The organism is Streptomyces spinosisporus (assembly GCF_022698145.1).
In the GTDB taxonomy this organism is placed as follows: domain Bacteria; phylum Actinomycetota; class Actinomycetes; order Streptomycetales; family Streptomycetaceae; genus Streptomyces; species Streptomyces spinosisporus.
The window spans coordinates 346917-364965 of record NZ_JALDAX010000006.1; the positions used below are offsets into that span (position 1 = coordinate 346917).

Annotated in this window: 16 protein-coding genes; 8 read left to right on the plus strand and 8 right to left on the minus strand. The window is 71.4% G+C overall.

Going from position 1 to position 18049, the window contains the following annotated elements; all coding sequences use genetic code 11:
- Positions 1-135 precede the first annotated feature (135 nt).
- From pflB to MQN93_RS18990, 5 genes are all read left to right on the plus strand, one after another.
- Positions 136-2394 (plus strand): formate C-acetyltransferase, encoded by a 2259-nt coding sequence (gene pflB / locus MQN93_RS18970; RefSeq protein ID WP_242710429.1) that lies wholly within the window; start codon positions 136-138, stop codon positions 2392-2394.
- Positions 2391-3131, plus strand: coding sequence for a pyruvate formate-lyase-activating protein (gene pflA / locus MQN93_RS18975; RefSeq protein ID WP_242710430.1), 741 nt, complete (start codon positions 2391-2393; stop codon positions 3129-3131). The genes pflB and pflA overlap by 4 nt, the downstream gene beginning before the upstream one ends.
- A gap of 193 nt (positions 3132-3324) precedes the next feature.
- A complete protein-coding gene (locus tag MQN93_RS18980; RefSeq protein ID WP_242710431.1) occupies positions 3325-3573 on the plus strand; it encodes a hypothetical protein in 249 nt (82 codons plus the stop codon).
- A gap of 178 nt (positions 3574-3751) precedes the next feature.
- The gene (locus MQN93_RS18985) at positions 3752-4777 is read left to right on the plus strand and encodes a 6-phosphofructokinase (protein ID WP_242710432.1); all 1026 of its coding nucleotides are present in this window, start codon (positions 3752-3754) and stop codon (positions 4775-4777) included.
- Between the two features lie 375 nt (positions 4778-5152).
- Positions 5153-5329: a hypothetical protein gene (locus MQN93_RS18990; protein ID WP_242710433.1), complete on the plus strand. Its 177-nt coding sequence runs from the start codon at positions 5153-5155 to the stop codon at positions 5327-5329.
- A gap of 94 nt (positions 5330-5423) precedes the next feature.
- Here the strand turns inward: MQN93_RS18990 and MQN93_RS18995 are convergent, their stop codons facing one another.
- The 3 genes from MQN93_RS18995 to MQN93_RS19005 are packed head-to-tail and all read right to left on the minus strand — an operon-like array spanning position 5424 to position 9503.
- Entirely contained in the window at positions 5424-5873 is a 450-nt protein-coding gene (locus MQN93_RS18995; protein ID WP_242710434.1) for an avidin/streptavidin family protein, read from the minus strand.
- A gap of 42 nt (positions 5874-5915) precedes the next feature.
- Entirely contained in the window at positions 5916-8588 is a 2673-nt protein-coding gene (gene ppdK / locus MQN93_RS19000; protein WP_242710435.1) for a pyruvate, phosphate dikinase, read from the minus strand.
- 9 nt (positions 8589-8597) lie between these two features.
- Complete coding sequence (locus tag MQN93_RS19005; RefSeq protein ID WP_242710436.1) at positions 8598-9503, minus strand: universal stress protein; 906 nt, start codon at positions 9501-9503, stop codon at positions 8598-8600.
- Between the two features lie 166 nt (positions 9504-9669).
- Between MQN93_RS19005 and MQN93_RS19010 the strand changes: the two genes are divergently transcribed.
- From MQN93_RS19010 to MQN93_RS19025, 3 genes are all read left to right on the plus strand, one after another.
- Positions 9670-10500 (plus strand): universal stress protein, encoded by an 831-nt coding sequence (locus tag MQN93_RS19010; RefSeq protein ID WP_242710437.1) that lies wholly within the window; start codon positions 9670-9672, stop codon positions 10498-10500.
- A 76-nt stretch (positions 10501-10576) separates the two neighbouring features.
- A complete protein-coding gene (locus tag MQN93_RS44215; protein WP_308404345.1) occupies positions 10577-11320 on the plus strand; it encodes a hypothetical protein in 744 nt (247 codons plus the stop codon).
- A complete protein-coding gene (locus MQN93_RS19025; RefSeq protein WP_242710438.1) occupies positions 11313-11933 on the plus strand; it encodes a CBS domain-containing protein in 621 nt (206 codons plus the stop codon). Before MQN93_RS44215 ends, MQN93_RS19025 begins: the two co-directional genes overlap by 8 nt.
- Positions 11934-12202: 269 nt before the next feature.
- Here the strand turns inward: MQN93_RS19025 and MQN93_RS19030 are convergent, their stop codons facing one another.
- The 5 genes from MQN93_RS19030 to MQN93_RS19050 all read right to left on the minus strand — a co-directional run bounded on the left by MQN93_RS19030 (position 12203) and on the right by MQN93_RS19050 (position 17885).
- Positions 12203-12712 carry a flavodoxin domain-containing protein gene (locus MQN93_RS19030; RefSeq protein ID WP_242710439.1) on the minus strand — a complete coding sequence of 170 codons (510 nt, stop codon included), beginning with the start codon at positions 12710-12712 and terminating at the stop codon, positions 12203-12205.
- Between the two features lie 16 nt (positions 12713-12728).
- Positions 12729-13460 carry a CBS domain-containing protein gene (locus MQN93_RS19035; protein ID WP_242710440.1) on the minus strand — a complete coding sequence of 244 codons (732 nt, stop codon included), beginning with the start codon at positions 13458-13460 and terminating at the stop codon, positions 12729-12731.
- Between the two features lie 12 nt (positions 13461-13472).
- On the minus strand, positions 13473-16163 hold the full coding sequence (locus MQN93_RS19040) for a bifunctional acetate--CoA ligase family protein/GNAT family N-acetyltransferase (RefSeq protein WP_242710441.1): 2691 nt from the start codon (positions 16161-16163) through the stop codon (positions 13473-13475).
- 241 nt (positions 16164-16404) lie between these two features.
- A complete protein-coding gene (locus tag MQN93_RS19045) occupies positions 16405-17241 on the minus strand; it encodes a sensor histidine kinase (protein WP_242710442.1) in 837 nt (278 codons plus the stop codon).
- Between the two features lie 179 nt (positions 17242-17420).
- Positions 17421-17885: a Crp/Fnr family transcriptional regulator gene (locus MQN93_RS19050; RefSeq protein ID WP_242710443.1), complete on the minus strand. Its 465-nt coding sequence runs from the start codon at positions 17883-17885 to the stop codon at positions 17421-17423.
- Between the last annotated feature and the right edge of the window lie 164 nt (positions 17886-18049).

Here is an 18049-nt window from a genome sequence, read left to right on the forward strand (position 1 = left end):
AGGGGGTCCAGGGGTCCCTGGGGCCGTTCGGCCCGTGCCGGGGCACTGGTCGGCACTCCCGTCCGTGGTCGCCGACCGCGAGGCTGAAGAGGACGGAAGCATGCGGGCACGAACGAGCACGAGAGGCGACCGGCGATGACCGTCACCGTGACACTGGACAACCGGACGGCGCGTGCCTGGCGGGGCTTCACCGGATCCGGCTGGCGCGAGCGCATCGACGTGCGTGACTTCATCCAGACCAACTGCACGCCTTACGAGGGCGACGCATCCTTCCTGACCGGGCCCACCGACCGCACCCGCACCGTCTGGGAGAAGGTCAGCGCACTGTTCCCGGAGGAACGGCGCAGAGGCGTCCTCGACGTCGACACCGCCACGCCCTCGACGATCACCTCGCACGCCCCCGGTTACATCGATCGCGAGCGCGAGCTGATCGTCGGCCTGCAGACGGACGCCCCGCTCAAGCGGGCAATCATGCCCCATGGCGGTCTGCGGATGGTGGAGAGCGGCCTGAGGGCGTACGGGTACGAGCCCGACCCGTTCGTGACGCGGGTCTTCGGCACCTACCGCAAGACGCACAACGACGGCGTCTTCGACGCCTACACCCCACAGATGCGTGCCGCCCGCAAGGCCGGCATCATCACCGGCCTCCCGGACGCCTACGGCCGCGGCCGGATCATCGGCGACTACCGCCGGGTCGCGCTGTACGGCACGGAACGTCTGATCGAGGCGAAGCGGACCGAGCGGGCCCGGCTGGACGCGTGCCCGTCCGACTCCGATGTCATACGAGACCGCGAGGAACTCGCCGAGCAGCTGCGGGCGTTGGACGAGCTGACCCGGATGGCGGCGACGTACGGCTGTGACGTGTCCCGCCCCGCCGTCACCGCCCAGGAGGCCGTGCAGTGGCTCTATCTCGGCTATCTCGCCGCCGTGAAGGAGCAGAACGGCGCCGCGATGTCCCTGGGCCGCACCTCGACGTTCCTCGACGTCTATCTGCACCGGGACCTGGCGGACGGGCTCATCGACGAGACCCGCGCCCAGGAGCTGATCGACGACTTCGTGATCAAGCTGCGGATCGTGCGGTTCCTGCGCACTCCCGAGTACGACGCCCTCTTCTCCGGTGACCCGACCTGGGTGACCGAATCCATCGGTGGCATGGGCGACGACGGACGGACGCTGGTCACCCGCACCTCCTTCCGCTTCCTGCAGACCCTCTACAACCTCGGCCCCGCCCCGGAGCCCAACCTCACCGTGCTGTGGTCGCCGCGGCTGCCCGCCGGCTTCAAGGAGTTCTGCGCCCAGGTCTCGATCGACACCAGCGCCGTGCAGTACGAGTCCGACGAGCTGATGCGCCCGTGCACCGGGGACGACACCGCGATCGCCTGCTGCGTGTCGGCGATGGCGGTGGGCAGGCAGATGCAGTTCTTCGGCGCGCGGGTCAACCTGGCCAAGGCGCTGCTGTACGCCGTCAACGGCGGCCGGGACGAGATGACCGGCGACCAGGTCGCACCTGCGGCGCCCGCACTGACCGGGGAGTACCTGGACTACGACGAGCTGTCGGCGGCGTACGACCGGGTCCTGGACTGGCTGGCCGAGACGTACGTCAACACGCTGAACGTCATCCACTACATGCACGACAAGTACGCCTACGAGCGCCTCGAGATGGCCTTGCACGACCATCCCGTACACCGCTTCATGGCCTGCGGGATCGCCGGTCTGTCGGTCGCCGCGGACAGCCTGTCCGCCGTCAAGTACGCGCGCGTGAAAGTGATCCGGGACGCCACCGGCCTCGCCGTCGACTTCAGCACGGAGGGCGATTTCCCGGCCTACGGCAACAACGACGACCGCGTCGACAGCATCGCCGTGGGCCTGGTCGAGTCCTTCATGGCGAAGGTGCGCAAGCACCCCACGTACCGGGACGCCGAGCACACCCAGTCCGTGCTGACGATCACCTCCAACGTCGTCTACGGCAAGCACACCGGAAACACTCCCGACGGCCGTCGCGCCGGACAGCCCTTCGCGCCCGGCGCCAACCCGATGAACGGCCGCGACCGGCACGGGGTCGCCGCCTCCGCGCTCTCGGTGGCCAAGCTGCCGTACGCGCAGGCCCGCGACGGCATCTCCCTGACCACGACCATCACGCCCGAGGGACTGGGCCACGACCCGGCGGAGCGTGCCGGGCACCTGGTCGGCATCCTCGACGGCTACATGGCCGCAGGGGGCTTCCACATGAACGTGAACGTGCTCGACCGGGCCACCCTGGAGGACGCCATGGAACACCCGGAGCGGTACCCGGAGCTGACGATCCGGGTCTCCGGATACGCGGTCAACTTCGTCCGGCTCACCCGTGAGCAGCAGCTGGACGTGATCAGCCGTACCTTCCACGGATCGTTGTGAGTACGACGACGAGGACCGGCCGGATCCATTCCTGGGACCTGTCCACCGGCGTGGACGGCCCCGGGACCCGGTTCGTCCTGTTCGTCTCCGGCTGCCCGCTCCGCTGCCTGTACTGCGCCAACCCCGACACCTGGCACATGCGGGACGGACGGGTGGCGACCGTAGAGGAGGTGATGGCGGAGATCGAGAAATACCGGGAGTTCATCACCACGGCCGGCGGCGGGGTGACCGTCACGGGCGGCGAGCCGCTGCTGCAGCCCGCCTTCACCGGCGAGATCCTGCGCCGCTGCAAGGAGGCCCATCTGCACACGGCGCTCGACACCTCCGGCTTCCTCGGCGCCCGCGCCTCCGACGAGCTGCTCGCTTGCACCGACCTGGTCCTGCTGGACATCAAGTCCTTCGACATCACGACCTACCGGCGGCTGACGGGCGGTGAGCTCTCGCCCACCCTGAACTTCGCCACTCGTCTCGACCGGCTCGGTGTCCCGATGTGGATCAGATACGTCCTGGTCCCCGGCTGGACCGACGAGCCGGAGTCCGTGGAGGGCCTTGCCCGCTTCGTCGCCGGGCTCGGTTCGGTCGACCGGGTGGAGGTGCTGCCGTTCCACAAGCTCGGCGCCGCCAAGTACGAGGCGCTCGGCCTGCCGTTCCGGCTGCGTGACACCCCGAGCCCCACACCGGCGTCGGTCGAGCGGGTGCGGGAGCAGTTTCGCGGACATGGCGTGCGGGTTCACTGACGAGCGGTGGGAAGCGTCCGGCGTTCCGGCCCCGGCCACACGCGTACCGGGCGCCATGGGGGGGCAGCGTGCTGCAGCAGGTGGGCACGCCCAAAGACGTCTTCGCACACCCGGCGAACACGTTCGTCGGCGGCTTCATCGGGTCGCCCGCGATGAACCTCTTCCGGCTGCCGCTCACCGCCGACTGGAGCTCGTGGTCGACGCGGTCGAGGACACCGGCGCTGTCGCCTGCCTGCACACGACCGCGAAGGTCGGCCAGGACCTCACCCCGGTGGTCGTGCGTCTTCCGGGTCGGCCGACCCGGGGCAAGGGCGCGGCACTGCGCGTCACCGTGCGTCCGGACGCCGTCCACTGCTTCTCGGCCGACACCGGCGCGCGGTTCGGCCACGAGCAGAACACGACCTCGCTCCGCGTGCAGCCTCCGCAGGACGCGACCAGGTGAGAGACCGTCTGAGCATCCGCCGTCGGCGTCTGCATGATCGGACGTCCGCCGCAGGAGGTCATGTGGCCGAAGGTCCTCGATGGCGGGTCGTGGGCCGGTCGCCGCCGGGAGCGACGGAGCCCATGATGGAGAGAGAGGCCCCATGGCTCTCCAGGAGCTCTTCTGTCGGGAGGAAGCCATGAAGATCGGAGTGCTGACCGGCGGTGGAGACTGCCCCGGCCTCAACGCCGTCATCCGCAGCGTCGTGCGCAAGGGCACCCAGGAGTACGGTTTCGAGTTCATCGGCCTGCGGGACGGCTGGCTCGGCGCGCTCCGGGACAAGGCGGTGCCGCTGGACATCGCCGCCGTGCGGGGCATCCTGCCGCGCGGCGGAACCATCCTCGGCTCCTCCCGCACCAACCCGTACCGGCACGAGGACGGAGTGCGGCGGATCAAGGACACCCTTGCCACGCACGGCGTCGACGCACTCGTCGTGATCGGCGGCGAGGACACCCTCGGTGCGGCCACCGAGCTGAGCCGTCAGGGCGTCCCGCTCGTCGGCGTGCCCAAGACCATCGACAACGACGTGGCCGGCACCGACTACACCTTCGGCTTCGACACGGCGGTCGGCATCGCCACGGAGGCCATCGACCGATTGCACACCACTGCCGAGTCGCACATGCGCACACTCGTGGTGGAGGTCATGGGCCGGCACTCCGGGTGGATCGCCCTGCACGCCGGCGTCGCGGGCGGCGCCAACGTGATCCTCGTACCGGAGCGGCCGTTCGACATCGACCAGGTCTGTACGTGGGTGAAGAACCGCTTCAGGACCAACTACGCACCGATCGTCGTCGCCGCCGAGGGAGCGGTCCCCAAGGAGGGACAGATGATCCTCCAGGACCGGACCCGCGACGAGTACGGCCATGTGCACCTGTCCGGGATCGGCGAGTGGCTGGCCCAGGAGATCTCTCAGCGCACCGGCACGGACGCCCGCACCACGGTCCTCGGCCACATCCAGCGCGGCGGCACACCGAGCGCCTTCGACCGGTGGCTGGCCACGCGCTTCGGGCTGCACGCCGTCGACGCGGTCAACGACGGCGCCTTCGGCACGATGGTGGCCCTGCGCGGCACCGAGATCGTCCGTGTCCCTCTCGACGAGACCAGGGGCCGGACCAAGGTGGTGCACCCGTCGTTGTACGACGAATTCGAGGTGTTCTTCGGCTGATCCGCTTCAGCGCCTCTCGGGGAGAAACGATGATCGACATCCTGGCCGGCACGGGATATATGTCGATCCTGCCGGTCGACCAGGGCATCGAGCACTCCGCGGCCTCCGCGTTCGCGCCCGACCCCCGCTACCTCGACCCGAAGAACATCGTCGTCCCGAATCACTACGACCAGGTCATGCTCGGCAGTGTCCAGCACCGGGCATGTTCACCGTGCTGTGGTGCCACCTGCGCAACTCCGCGTCTCGGTGTGACCATCGAGGCCGACATCGTCAAGCAGAAGCAGCCGGAGACCAACAGCGGCTTCCGGGCGCTGGACTTCGACAAGACCCACCCGCTCCTGTACGGCGAGCTGACCACCGAGCAGCGGTGGCGCCTTGGCCGGCCAGGACGATCTCGCCCAGGCCGTGCGGACGGCGGTCATCAACAAGAGGGCCGGCGGCACCGGCCTCATCACCGGCCGCAAGGCTTTCCAACGGCCCACCCGCGAAGGCGTCGAACTCCTCCACGCCGTCCAGGACGTGTACCTGGACGAGAGCGTCACCATCGCCTGACGGTGCGCGGGCACATGCCGCACGCGGCCCCGTCCCCGAAGGGACCGGGCCGCGTCTCGGCGTCCGTCGACGGCCGTGCGGCATGACCTGTGCCTCACACCGGCGTCACCTCGTCGAGGCTGAGGGTGTGCGGGTGGGAGGTGACACCGGCCTGCCGCAGACGCCGTTCGGCCTGCTCGCGGGAAGGCGGTTCACGGGTGAACACGTCCTGCCCGACGGCCGTGGCCTCCCAGGTGTTGGCCTCGGTCGCGGACGCCGTGAGCAGCCAGGTCACGCAGATCCGCTCCCCGCCATCCGCGTAGTACTGCCCGTTCCGGCTGGTCACGGAGCAGGCGTCGGTCTTCCCGTTGCGCCAGGCCACCGTCCGGCCGAGCGGGGTCCCGTGGTCCGGGAAGGCGGCCGTCTCATAGCGGCCCACCAGCGGGTACGAACCCACCGCGTGCCCGGCGCCCGACACGTAGGTTCCCCTGATGCAGCCGGTCGGGTCGGCCGTGATCCGCATGTGCGAGCCGTACTCGTTGTACCAGTCGCCGGTGATGGTCATCGCTGACTCCTTCGCTGACTCCTTCGCTTCCTGGGGGCGGACTCACCTCGTGTCGCTGCTCCCGGTGGTCCCGGTCAGCGCCGCGCGGCCCGCTTCCAGCCGCGCCGCCGGGATCCGGAACGGCGAGCAGGAGACATAGTCCAGGCCCGCCCGGTGGAAGAAGTGGATGGAGTCCGGGTCGCCGCCGTGCTCGCCGCACACGCCGGTCTCCAGACGTGGGTTGACGGCACGGCCCGCTTCGACGCCCAGCTCCACGAGTCGGCCCACGCCCTCCCGGTCGATGGTCTCGAAGGGCGACACCGAGAAGACGCCCTTGTCGATGTAGAGCGGGAAGAAGGAGGCTTCCGCGTCGTCGCGGGACAGGCCCCACGTGGTCTGGGTGAGGTCGTTGGTGCCGAAGGAGAAGAAGTCGGCTGCCTCGGCGATGCGGCCCGCGGTGAGCGCGGCCCGCGGCAGTTCGATCATCGTGCCGATCGGGCACTGCAGTGGTGTACCGGTCTCGTTCTCCACCTCACCGAGCACGAGTTCCGCCTCCGCGCGTGCCAGGCGCAGCTCCTCGACCGTTCCGACGAGCGGGATCATGATCTCGGCGCGTGGTGAGCCGCCGTCGCGCAGCCGCTGCGTCGCGGCCTCGGCGATCGCCCGTACCTGCATGGCCATCAGGCCCGGCACGGCCAGCCCCAGGCGGACGCCACGCAGCCCCAGCATCGGGTTCTGCTCGTGCATCCGCTCGACGGCGGCGAGCAGTTCGCGGTCGTGCGGGTCCGGGTGGCCCGTGCGGGCGAGGCGGACGGCGAGGTCGGTACGGTCGGGCAGGAACTCGTGCAGCGGCGGGTCGATCAGCCGGATCGTCACCGGCAGTCCGTCCATGGCCTCGAGGATGGCGGTGAAGTCGGCCCGCTGCAGCGGCAGCAGGGCGTCCAGCGCCCGACCGCGTGCCGCGTCGTCGCGGGCCAGGATCATCGCCTCGACCAGCTGCCTGCGCTCTCCGAGGAACATGTGCTCGGTACGGCACAGGCCGATGCCCTGCGCTCCGAGTGCACGGGCGCGCACGGCGTCCTCGGGGGTGTCGGCGTTGGCCCGCACTTCCAGGCGGCGTACGGAGTCGGCATGGGCGAGGGCGCCGAGGACGGCCTCGGTGAGCGTGTCCGTGGCGGCGCCGGTCTCCAGCGCGCGTCCGACGTCGGAGGCGGTGAGGGGGAGGGCTCCGAGATGCACGGTGCCCGCGGTGCCGTCGACGGAGACGACGTCGCCCTCACGGACCACGGCACCGGACGGAGTCGTGAACCGCCGGGCGGCGGTGTCGACGGCCAGCTCCTCCGCGCCACACACGCACACCTTGCCCATGCCGCGCGCGACCACGGCGGCATGACTGGTCTTGCCGCCCCGGCTGGTGAGGACCGCCTGTGCGGCGATCATGCCGGGCAGATCGTCGGGGGTGGTCTCCCGGCGGACCAGGACCACCTGTTCGCCGGCCGCGGCACGGCGTACGGCCTCGGCGGAGTCGAAGATGACGGCGCCGACCGCGGCACCCGGCGACGCGGGCACACCGTGGGCGAGGGGCCGGTCGGTGGTCCTCACGTCGAAGCGGGGGAACATCAGGCGGGTCAGCTCCGCACCGTCGACGCGCACCAGCGCCTCGTCCGCGGTGATCGTATGCTCCTCGCGCAGGTCGTGGGCGATACGGAAGGCGGCCTCGGCGGTGCGCTTGCCGACCCGGGTCTGCAGGACCCACAGCTTTCCGCGTTCCACGGTGAACTCGACGTCGCACAGGTCGCGGTAGTGGTTCTCCAACGTCCGCAGGTGGTCACCGAGTTCGACGTAGGCGCGGGGGTCGAGCGTCCTCAGCTCGCTCAGGGGCAGGGCGTCGCGGACGCCGGCGACGACGTCCTCGCCCTGTGCGTCGGGCAGGTAGTCCCCGTACACACCGCGCTCACCGGTGGCGGGGTCACGGGTGAAGGCGACACCGGTGCCGGAGTCCGGGCCCAGATTGCCGAAGACCATCGCCTGGACGTTGACGGCGGTACCGAGGTCGTCGGGAATGTGTTCGCGGTGACGGTAGACGCGGGCGCGTTCGGTGTTCCAGGAGTCGAACACGGCGCGGATGGCGCGGGAGAGCTGGTCGGCCGGCTCCTGCGGGAAGTCCTCGCCGGTCTCCCGGCGGATGATGTCCTTGAACTCCTCGGTGAGATGCGCCAGTTCGGCGATGCCGAGGTCGTGGTCGTGTGCTGTGTGGGTGGCGATGGCCTGCTCGAACAGGTCGCCGTCCACACCCATCACGGTGTGGCCGAACATCTGGATGAGCCGACGGTAGGAGTCCCAGGCGAACCGCTCCTGCCCGGACGCCTTGGCGAGCCCGGTGACGGACTCGTCGTTGAGTCCGATGTCGAGGATGGTGTCCATCATGCCGGGCATCGAGAAACGGGCGCCGGAGCGCACGGACACGAGCAGCGGATCGTCGGGGGCGCCCAGGGTGCGGCCCATGGCCCGCTCCAGGCCGGCCAGGGCCTGAGCCGCCTCGACGCCGAGTTCGGGTGGTTCCTGGCCGGTGGCCAGATAGACCTTGCAGGCGTCGGTGGTGACGATGAACCCGGGCGGGACGGGCAGTCCGATCCGAGTCATCTCGGCGAGTCCGGCGCCCTTGCCGCCGAGCAGCGCGGCCATGTCGCGGCCTCCCTCGGCGAAGGCGTACACGTATTTCGTCGGCTTGGTCATGGTGGCCTCTCAGACGTGGGGTACGACGGCCACGGGGCAGTCGACGTGGTGGATGGCGGCGTGGGTGACGGGGCCGGTGCGCGGGCCCGCGGGGCGTTCGGTGACACGGCGGCCGACCACGAGCAGACTCGCTCCTGAGGCGGCCCTCACCAGCACGGACTGCGGGCGGCCCTCGGTCACGGTCTCGGCGACCTCGACCCCGGGGTACTTGTCGCGCCACGTCTGCAGGACGGCGGTCAGGAAGCCGAGCCATTCCCCGGCCCGTCGCGCAGGGTCCACCAGGCCGAGATCACCCGCGCCGAGCCCGACCGGGCCGGGCTGCTGCCACCCGTACACGGCCTTGAGCCGTGCTCCGCGCAGCCGGGCCTCTTCGAAGGCGAACCCGATCACCTCGTCGCACGGGTCGCCGAGGTCGATGCCGAGGACGACGTCCCGGTAGCCCGTGAGGGTGGACGCACTTCCGTCGCTGTCCGGGAAGTGCTCGTCGGCGGCCTCCTCACCAGCCCGGACGAGGACGACGGGCCGGGCGGCGCGCGCCACGACACCCAGCGCGACCGAGCCGACCAGGAAGCCGGTGAAGCCGCTCAGTCCCCGCGAACCGAGCACGAGCAGGTCGGCCTCGTCGGCGGCCTTCAGCAGTGCGGCGGTGGCAGGCCCCTCGACCAGCTGGTCCGGGACGAGGCGGGCATCGGGGCAGGCACGGCGGACGCGGTTCTCCGCCTCGCGCAGGAACCGCCGGGCGAGGTGTCGCTGGGCGGCCGTGGCCAGTTCGCCGTCCCCTTGACGGGGGTGCCAGTTCCAGGCGTGGAAGAGCCGCAACGGCCGGTCGCGGCGTACCGCTTCACGGGCGGCCCACTCCGCGGCGGCGAAGCTCTCGGCGGATCCGTCGACTGCGGCGACTACAGGCGGAAGCATGATGCGCACCTCCAGCGCTCGGGCTGTTCCTCATCACCAGCGTCGTCCCGTGGGCCGGTGGCGAGTATGGGCCGCCAGGTCTGCAACCTGGACCGTTCGGCCCCTGCGCACCGGCGGGTTGAGGGAGAAAGGTGAGGTGCACCTACGGTCCGAAAGGCGGCGCACCATGCAACGAGAGATCATCGTCGGCGTCGACCGCTCGGCGCGCAGCCGTGCCGCTGCCGACTGGGCCGCCAGGGAGGCGCGGCTGCGGGGAATGGCTCTGCGGGTGGTGCACGTGGTGCCGCCGCCGTCCATGGATCCCGTGGAGCAGTGGCCGTACCGGCCCGAGGCCGTCGCCGATCATGTCGTGGCCGAACTGACCGAACGGCACCGGACGTTGCAGGCGGGCGCCGAGATCATCACCGGCGCGCCCGCCCCGACGCTGCTGGCCGTGGGCAAGGACGCGGAGGTGCTGGTGCTCGGCCGGCGCGGCGAGGGCGGTGGGGCCGGGCTCGCGGTGGGCTCGACAGCGGCCGCCGTGGCCGCGGAGTCGGCGGCGCCGGTGGTCCTCGTTCCCTGCGCGGAACCCTGCGAGCCACCCCCCGGGCGGTCCACCGGTGTGACCGTCGGCGTGGACGTCCGCGACCCGTCGGCCGCCGCGCTCGACTTCGCCTTCGAGGCCGCCGGACTGCGCGGCGCACGCGTGCACGCGGTGCACTCCTGGAAGCTGCCCGACCGGGCGGAGGCCTCGCCCTTGCCGCCCCTGGAGGAGGACCGCGCGTCCTGGGAGGACGACGAGGTGCAGTTGCTGTCCGATGCGCTGCGGCCGTGGCGCAGGAAGTATCCGGACGTCGCCGTGCTGGAGGACGTCCTGCTGTTCACTCCTTCCGACGCACTCCGGCACACTTCGGAGGGCGCCGAACTCGCCGTGATCGGGCGGCAGTCGGCTCCGGGCTCCACGCTACGGCGGCTGCTGGAACACCTTCGGTGCCCGGTCGCCGTCGTGCCCTCCTGACCCGGGAGGGTCGGCCCCGGTCCTGGGGTCGTTCGGCCCATGCGCGGTCCGACGGCGTCGGCGCACCGTGAGGACCATGAGGACGACCGCACGCATCGCCGTCATCGGCGTGGCCAACGCGTTCCGGCGCGACGACGGCGTGGGCTGGGCCGTGCTCGCCCGGCTGCGCGAGCGCGTCACGCGGCGACCGCTGCCACCGGGAACCGTGGCGGTCACCTGCGACGGCGGGCACGTGGCGCAGCCACCGGCCACCAGCTCGCACGGGCCTGGCCTCGGAAGGCGGTCGAACTCGCGTGCGTGCCCGGCCAATTGCGCGGGCATCTCGTCGTGTACGCCGTGGAGGGCGCCGACACCTCGCCGAGCACCTGCCTCTCCCCCCGCCGTCCAGGCGGCCGTGGAGCCGCTCGTGCGGGCCGTCGAGTCCGAGATCGCCCCGGCACCGGGGCACCGCGAGGAGGAGGCCGGCATGACCGTGCGGCGCCTCCGCGGGCAGGGCATCGTCCAGGGCGTCGGCTTCCGGCCGTTCGTGTACCGCACCGCGTCCGCTTCGCCGTGCGGTTGCGCACCGACGCGCCGGCACTTGCCCGGGTGCGCCCTGCTCGTGCCGCCCACGGCACAGAACCAGCACGCGACCGAGGACGTCCTGCGTCGGCTGGCCCCGCGTGCGATCGGCGAACACGACCCGGACGACGTTGAGTTGACGGCGCTGTGCGAGCGGGCGGTCCGGAACATCGACCCGTGCATCTCGTGCTCCACCCGCTTCCTCGACCTCACTGTCGTGCATGACTCGGAACACGCTTCGGGAGGCCGCGATGTCTGAACACCCTTACACCGTGAGCGACGTGATGACGCACACCGTCGTCGCCATCGGCAGCGAGGCGCCCTTCAAGGAGATCGTCGAGCTGCTCGACCAGTGGAAGGTCAGCGCCGTGCCCGTCCTGGCGGGCGAGGGTCGAGTCGTGGGAGTGGTCTCCGAAGCCGATCTCATGGCCAAGGAGGAGTTCAGGGACATCGAGGACGGAGACCCCGCCGAGCGGAGGAAGGCCCTCGCGGTGACCGCGGGCGAGCTGATGAGCGCCCCCGCCGTGACCGTGCACGCCGACGCCACGCTCGCCGAGGCCGCCCGCATCATGGCACGCCGGCACGTCAAGCGGCTGCCCGTCGTGGACGGGGTCGGCCTGCTCCAGGGCGTGGTCAGCCGCAGTGATCTGCTGAAGGTGTTCCTCCGGGACGACCAGGAGATCGCCGCGGAGGTCCGCCGCAGCGTGCTCGACCAACTCCCGGTCGTCACTCCCCTGACCGTCAGCGTGTCCGAGGGTGTGGTCACGCTGGGCGGCTCCCTGCCCGACCGGACCCTCGTGCCCGTCGTGGCCCGTGCAGTGCGGGCGGTGGAGGGGGTCGTGGACGTCCGGCTCGATCTCTCACACCGATGAAGTACCTCGACGAGCACCGGGATCCCGTCCTGAACCGACGGCTCCTGGACGAGTATGGGCTGGACCGGGTACGAGCCGATTCGCCGACAGCGGTCTTGAAGTGGCAGAAGAATACGGGCGATGCGCATCGCATGCCGTCGAGGGCGCGCTCGACGGTACGAACGGTCGGTACGCCACCTCACCCGCGTGGGGGGCCGGGCCTGCTCACGGCGTACGTCGTGTCGCCGGCGGACGGCCGCCCCGTGACCGTGGACTCCGTGCTGCGGCGGTCAGTTCTTCCCCCGCTCCTCGATCAGCTCGCCGGCGACCCCTGCCGCCCACGCCTCGATCGCGGGGAAGTCGCGGAAGTCGCCGCCCTTTCCGTTGCGTACGATCATCCGGGCGATGCGTCCCTTGGCGCCCTCCTGCAGGCAGCCGCCGAAGGTGACGTGCCCCCGGGCGTCGAGCCGGGTCATGGAGCGCCGCACACCGGGGACGGCCGGGATGTCCTTCTCGGACGCCGAGGCGTCCAGCGGGCCGCTGCTGAAGAACCACAGCGGGCGTCCGGTGAGTTCGCGCCGATTGCGGCGCACGAACCGGCGGGCGTCCTTGTGCCAGCGTCCTGCGTACAGCCCGCCGCCGACCGCGACGGCGTCGTAGCGCGTCACGTCGTCGACCGATGCCGCGGGTCGCGCCTCGGCGGTCAGTCCTTCCTTGGACATCACCTCGGCCACGGTCTCAGCGATCTGTGCGGTGGATCCGTTGGTCGTCCCGTAGGCGACCAGCACGGTGCGGGGCATGTCGGTCCGCCTCCTCTCACAGCCTGCGCAGCCAGTCGTCGGCCACGCCGTGCAGGGCCTGTTCCTGGGGCTGGATCCTGGCGTCGTCCAGCCGGAAGGTGAGCTTGTCGACCACGGCGACGACTCCGTCGATCTGCCGGGTCATGGACAGGGCGATCTCCTTCTCGCTCTTGCGTTCCACGTGACCGGTGAGTGTGACCACGCCTTCCATCACCGCGACATCGATGCTGCGCGGCGGCAGCCACAGGGCGCGCACCAGTATCTGCTCGACGATCTCGGTGCGGATCTCCTCGTCGGGCCGCAGGAAGACCGTGAGCAGGTCACGGCGGGTGACGATGCCCACCAGCCGGTCCGCCTCGTCGAGGACGGGCAGCCGCTCCACGCGGTGCTGGACCATGGTCCGGGCGGCCTCCACGATCGTGTCGTCGGCGTGCACCGTGACGGGCGGTTCGGTCATCAACTGCCCGGCCGTACGCGCCTTGGACTTCGCGGCCCGCCTCCTGGCACCCCGGGTCAGGGCGACCGGCCGGAAGTGCTTCTTCGGCTCGTAGGGATCGGGCGTGTCCGCCTGGCGGGCCATCAGGTCGGTCTCGGAGACGACCCCGATGACCTTGTCGTCCTCGTCGACCACCGGCAGTCCGCTGATGCGGTGCTCGCCGAGCCGGCGCGCCACCTCCTTGAACGGGGTGCCGTATTCGGCACGGACGACCTCCGTGCTCATCACGGAGCCGACCTTGTTGTGCTTCATGACGTTCCCTCCTCAGCGGAGTCGGCGCAGATACGGGTCGTGGGGGCGGCGCGGCACCAGACGCACCCGTGCGTCCAGCACGGTCACTCCGCCGGGTGTCGCGAGTACGGGGTTGAAGTCGGCCTCGGCGAGCTGCGGAAGTTCGCTCGCCATCCGGGACAGCCGCAGCAGCAGCCGTTCGAGTTCTTCGAGGTCGACGGGGCGCGCGCCGTCGGCTCCGAAGAGGAGCGGGGCACAGCGCGGGGCCGTGATGAGATCGTGCACGTCGTGATCGGTGAGCGGGGCGAGCCGGGCGGCGTGGTCGGCCAGCACCTCGGTCGCCGTGCCCCCGAGACCGAACAGCACGAGTGGGCCGAAGACCTGGTCCTGGACGACTCCCGCGAACAGTTCGGTGCCGCGGTCGGCGAGCGGTTGCAGCACCACGCCCGTCAGCAGGCCGGCGAACCGGGTCTCCAGGTCCCGGAAAGCGGCGCGCACCTGGGCGTCGCCCCGCAGGTCGAGGTGGACGGCGTGCTCGACGCTCTTGTGCAGCAGCCCGGGCCAGTGGCCCTTCATCACCACGCGTCCGTCCGCGCCCCGCAGCCGTTCGGCCGCGAGCACGGCGTCGTCCTCCGTCTCGGCCCAGGCCCACGGCGACTGCGGGATGCCGTAGCAGCCGAGGAGTTCGGCGCAGGTGCGCGGGTCGAGCCAGCCACCGTCGGGGTGTGCGTCGAGGTAGGTCTCGACGACGGCGTGGGCGCGCTGCGTCTCGACGCCGTCGAGGACGGGGACCGAACCGGCCGGCCGGGCCAGCCAGTTGGCACGCTCGACCGCGTGGGCCAGGGCCCGCGCCGCGGCGTGAGGTTCGGCGTACGAGGGGACGGTGCCGCACTCGGCCTGCAGCAGCTCGACGGGGAGGGCCTGCTCGAGCCGTATGACGGCGACGGGCTTCGTCCATCGGGCGGGGGCGCGGGTGAGCGCCCGGACGAGGTCGTCCCCCGTGGCCGCAGCCACCGCCGTGGGGACCAGGGCCACCAGCATGGCGTCGAAACCTCCGTGCCGCATGATCCGGTCCACGCAGTGCGCGAGCTCTTCCTCCGTGACGGCGGCGCTCGCGTCGACGGGGTTGCCGACGGCGGCACCCTCGGGCAGCTCCGCCAGCAGTTCGTCGACCAGTTGAGGGGCGGGAGCGGGCAGTGCCAGCCCCATCTCGGCGCAGGCGTCCGCCGCGAGCACGCCCGCTCCGCCCGCGTTGGTGACGATCGCGACGCGGGAGCCCGCGGGCAGCGGCTGGGAGTGCAACAGGGCTGCTGTTTCCAGGAGTTCGCCCACCGAGCGGGTGGCGGTGATGCCCGCCTGGGTGAACAGTGCCCCGCGCGTCATGGTGCGGGTGGCCGCCGCGGCGGTGTGCGAGGCGGCGGCACGCCGGCCTGCTTCGGTGCGTCCGGCGTCCACGGTCAGCACCGGTATGCGCCGTGCCACACGGCGTGCGGTCCGGGAGAAGGCGCGCGGGTTGCCGAACGACTCCAGGTGCAGCAGGGCGAGATCGGTGCGGTGGTCGCTCTCCCACCACTGGAGCATGTCGTTGCCGCTGACGTCGTACTTGTCGCCCAGCGAGGCGAACGTGGACACGCCGATACCGAGCCGCGACAGCCCGTCCAGCAGGGCGATGCCGACGCCGCCGGACTGTACCGCCACACCGGCGGTGCCGGGGCGCGGGTGGGTGGCGGCGAAGGTCGCGTCCAGACGCAGCTGCGGGTCGGTGTTGGACACGCCCAGGCAGTTCGGCCCGACGAGCCGCATCCCGTAGGTGCGGCAGGCGGTCAAGAGCGCCTGCGCCTGCTCGGCGTCGAGCCCGGCCGTGACCACGAGCAGGGCGCGTGTCCCAGCCTTCCCGCACTCCTCGGCCACCTGGGCCACGCCCTCGGCGGGTACGGCGACCACGACGAGGTCCGGCGCCACGGGCAGGGCGCTGACGGAGGGGTGGCTGGGCACTCCGAGGATGGAGGTCGCGGCGGGGTTCACGGCGAACAGGCGGCGCGTGTAGCCGCCTGCCTTCAGATGGTGCAGGATCGCGCGGCCCACCGACCCCGGTGTGCGCCCGGCGCCGACGACGGCGACCGACTTGGGCCGCAGCAGCGGCTGGAGACTGGCCACGTCGGCGGCCCGTCCGCGTTCCTCCACCGCCGAGAGGTAGGTGTCGTCCTGGGCGAGTTCGATGGTGCAGCGCACCTCGGGTCCCTCGAACCGCCGGGCCGTGTGCAGGCCGAGGTCGGCGAAGAGGCGGAGCACCTCGCGGTTCTCGCTCAGCGCGTCCGCGGCGAAGGCCGTGATGCCGTCCGCACGCGCGGCGGACACGAGGTGTTCGACGAGGAGCGTGCCCACCCCGCGGTGGTGCAGCCCCTCGGCGACCGCGATGGACATGTCGGCCTCGGTTACGGTGCCGCCGGTGTCGTACTCGGCGAGAGCGATGACCTGGCCCGAGCGTTCGGCGAGCAGCGCCCGGTATCCGGGGCGCGGGGCGGCGCAGGCGCGGTCGGCGGCCATCTCGGCCGAGCGGCGGCTCACGCCGAAGAACCTCAACCGCAGGTTCTCCGGTGACATCTCCTCGTAGAGCCCCTGCAGTTGTTCGTGGTCTCCGGCCGCCACGGGACGGATGCACACGGTGGTGCCGTCCGCCAGCAGGGCGTGGACCGGGGGGCCACTGCGCTTGTCGTCCGTCATCGCCCGTCTCCTCCAAGTGTTTGTTCACTTCGAGCGTCCAGCGGAAGGAGGCGGGGTCCCATGGGCTGACCGGCGGTGACGAGGGGGCCGGTCGGCCCTCGGTGTCCAGGGGTGGGAGGAGTGGCGGTCCTGCCGATCGTCCGGCCGCCACTTCCACCGATTGCAGACTCGGCGGGGACGCCCGCCGCTGCGACGTACCAAGGCCGAACATGGCGGAGACGTCAGAACGGTGCTGGGCCTGTCATCGTTGCTCGCCCGGTTCAGGTCTCTCGGGGGAGCCCACGGCGGAGTCGGTGTCGTCGGCCACGTCGAACACGCTCTGGCGCAGTGCCCAGATCGCTCCGTCGAGTTCGGCCACGCCGTGCATCAGCCGTTCCCGCGCGGGTCCCTCGCCGATCATCGCGGCGGTGCCGTGCAGATCCAGTCCGGCATCGAAGATCTTGCGCACCACGCTGTCGCGCAGGCCGGCGGCAATACGGTCCCGCTCCCGGGTCAGGGAGACTTCCGCCTGCAACGCGGCGTTGGCCATCAGCGAGCCCCTGATCCGGTCCCGCAGACCGTGGGCGGCCACCGCGATCAGCACGCTGAGCGCACTCCAGAGCACCACGCGCCGGGCAACGACCGCACCCGGCGTCGCCTGAGCGATCGACGTCACGGCCTGGACGGCCACCACCGCCACCACGACACACGCCGACTCCCACCGGCGATGGAAGAGCACCGACCAGATCAGCGGAACCAGCAGCACCAGGCCCACGCCGGAGGCCACGCCCGAGGCCAGGATCAGCTCCATGACGGAGAGGGTGTAGAGCAACGGCACCAGGACCGGGGTCCACGTAGGCAGCCGCTGCCAGGGCAGAAGGAAGGCCCCCGCGCACGCGACCAGAAGGGTCACGCTCGCCGCGTACTCCGGCCACGACCGCACGTCCCCGTGCGGCACCAGCACACTGACCGCGACGACCAGGGCGACGAGCCCGAACGGCACGGCCCTGGAGGCCAGGCCGGGCTGCCGGAACTGCCAGCCGGCGCCGTCGCCGTCCTCATCGACCAGTGCCGGCCAGGGTTCGGTCGGAGATTCCACAGCGCACCCCCGCAGGGCTGAAGGACACAAAGGCCTCACGGGAAGACATGTGTGACCGTGCGTATCGTATCCACGCGCACCACCGTGGGCAGCCGAGCTTGACCAGGGCGAGCGGGGACAGTACAGGCAGCACGGTGCGGGGTGCGCGGTGCCGGGTGCGCGAGCCAGAGCCGCTCTCCTCAGCCGCGCGCTCCGCTGCCGCAGGGCGCGTAGAGGTCCAGCAGCCGGGTGCGGGCCGCGTTGAGCCGGCGGGCCACGGCCTCCCCGACCCAGAGGGTGATCGAGCGGCCCATCTCGGGATCCGCCTCGCACATCCGCCGTACGGCCTCGGCGTCGAACTCGTGGGCCCGCACCGGGCCGACCGTCCGGGCGCCGAACCGCCACCGGTGCGGCTGGTACAGCCAGGACCAGCCGAGGAGTTCGCCGGGACCCACCGTGTCGATGACGGCGGCGCGCCGTCCGGGCACGTGCATGTCGAGGGAGACGGTGCCCGACTCGATGATCCAGAAGTGATCGGCCCGGCCTCCCTCGTCGAACAGCCGGGTGTCCGGCGGATAGCGCACGTCGTGCGCCATGCCCATGAGCCTGCCCCGGTACACGGCGGGAAGCTTCCTGGTGGTGCGGGGCGTAATCGCGGTGGTCATGGCTGCGCCTCCTTCTGTGCCGGACCGGCGCGGCGGTCGTCGCGAGGACGTCGCCTGTTTCAGCGTCGGTCACGGCCGGACACACCACATGGGCCGATCGGTCCCCGTCACGAGGGCCGACGGGGCCCTGCGGCAGCGGGACGACCACCGCGGGCCCCCGCAGG

Excerpts from the sequence above, each read along its gene's own strand:
- pflB (WP_242710429.1), top strand. The coding sequence starts at position 136 with ATGACCGTCACCGTGACACTGGACAACCGGACGGCGCGTGCCTGGCGG.
- MQN93_RS19040 (WP_242710441.1), bottom strand. The coding sequence starts at position 16,163 with ATGACGGACGACAAGCGCAGTGGCCCCCCGGTCCACGCCCTGCTGGCG.
- MQN93_RS44215 (WP_308404345.1), top strand. The coding sequence starts at position 10,577 with ATGAGGACGACCGCACGCATCGCCGTCATCGGCGTGGCCAACGCGTTC.
- MQN93_RS18985 (WP_242710432.1), top strand. The coding sequence starts at position 3,752 with ATGAAGATCGGAGTGCTGACCGGCGGTGGAGACTGCCCCGGCCTCAAC.
- MQN93_RS18995 (WP_242710434.1), bottom strand. The coding sequence starts at position 5,873 with ATGACCATCACCGGCGACTGGTACAACGAGTACGGCTCGCACATGCGG.
- MQN93_RS19035 (WP_242710440.1), bottom strand. The coding sequence starts at position 13,460 with ATGAAGCACAACAAGGTCGGCTCCGTGATGAGCACGGAGGTCGTCCGT.
- ppdK (WP_242710435.1), bottom strand. The coding sequence starts at position 8,588 with ATGACCAAGCCGACGAAATACGTGTACGCCTTCGCCGAGGGAGGCCGC.
- MQN93_RS19025 (WP_242710438.1), top strand. The coding sequence starts at position 11,313 with ATGTCTGAACACCCTTACACCGTGAGCGACGTGATGACGCACACCGTC.
- MQN93_RS19010 (WP_242710437.1), top strand. The coding sequence starts at position 9,670 with ATGCAACGAGAGATCATCGTCGGCGTCGACCGCTCGGCGCGCAGCCGT.
- MQN93_RS19005 (WP_242710436.1), bottom strand. The coding sequence starts at position 9,503 with ATGCTTCCGCCTGTAGTCGCCGCAGTCGACGGATCCGCCGAGAGCTTC.
- MQN93_RS19050 (WP_242710443.1), bottom strand. The coding sequence starts at position 17,885 with ATGACCACCGCGATTACGCCCCGCACCACCAGGAAGCTTCCCGCCGTG.
- MQN93_RS19030 (WP_242710439.1), bottom strand. The coding sequence starts at position 12,712 with ATGCCCCGCACCGTGCTGGTCGCCTACGGGACGACCAACGGATCCACC.